At 75.0% G+C, this 228-nt stretch carries 1 protein-coding gene; it reads left to right on the top strand.

The window, feature by feature from the left end:
- Window positions 1-228, top strand: a 228-nt coding sequence (locus tag AX737_RS13450) for a methyl-accepting chemotaxis protein (protein ID WP_245293438.1), incomplete at both ends; no start/stop codon positions are given.

Raw genomic sequence — 228 nt, 5'->3', positions numbered from 1 at the left:
CCGAGGAACTCGGCGCCTCGGTGGCCGAGATCGGCCGGCAGGTCGACGGCTCGGCGGGACTCGCGGGCACCGCGGTCGGCGAGGCGGAGCAGACCTCCACCCTGGTGCAGGAGCTGAGCAGCGCGACCGCGCGCATCGGCGACGTGGTGGCGCTGATCTCGCAGATCGCCGGGCAGACCAACCTGCTCGCGCTCAACGCCACCATCGAGGCGGCGCGCGCCGGCGAGG

Origin of the sequence: Methylobacterium sp. CCH5-D2, assembly GCF_001556475.1 — a bacterium.
GTDB lineage: Bacteria > Pseudomonadota > Alphaproteobacteria > Rhizobiales > Beijerinckiaceae > Methylobacterium > Methylobacterium hispanicum.
The sequence above is the reverse complement of the archived record's forward strand: the minus strand, read 5'-3'. Positions and strand labels throughout refer to the sequence as shown.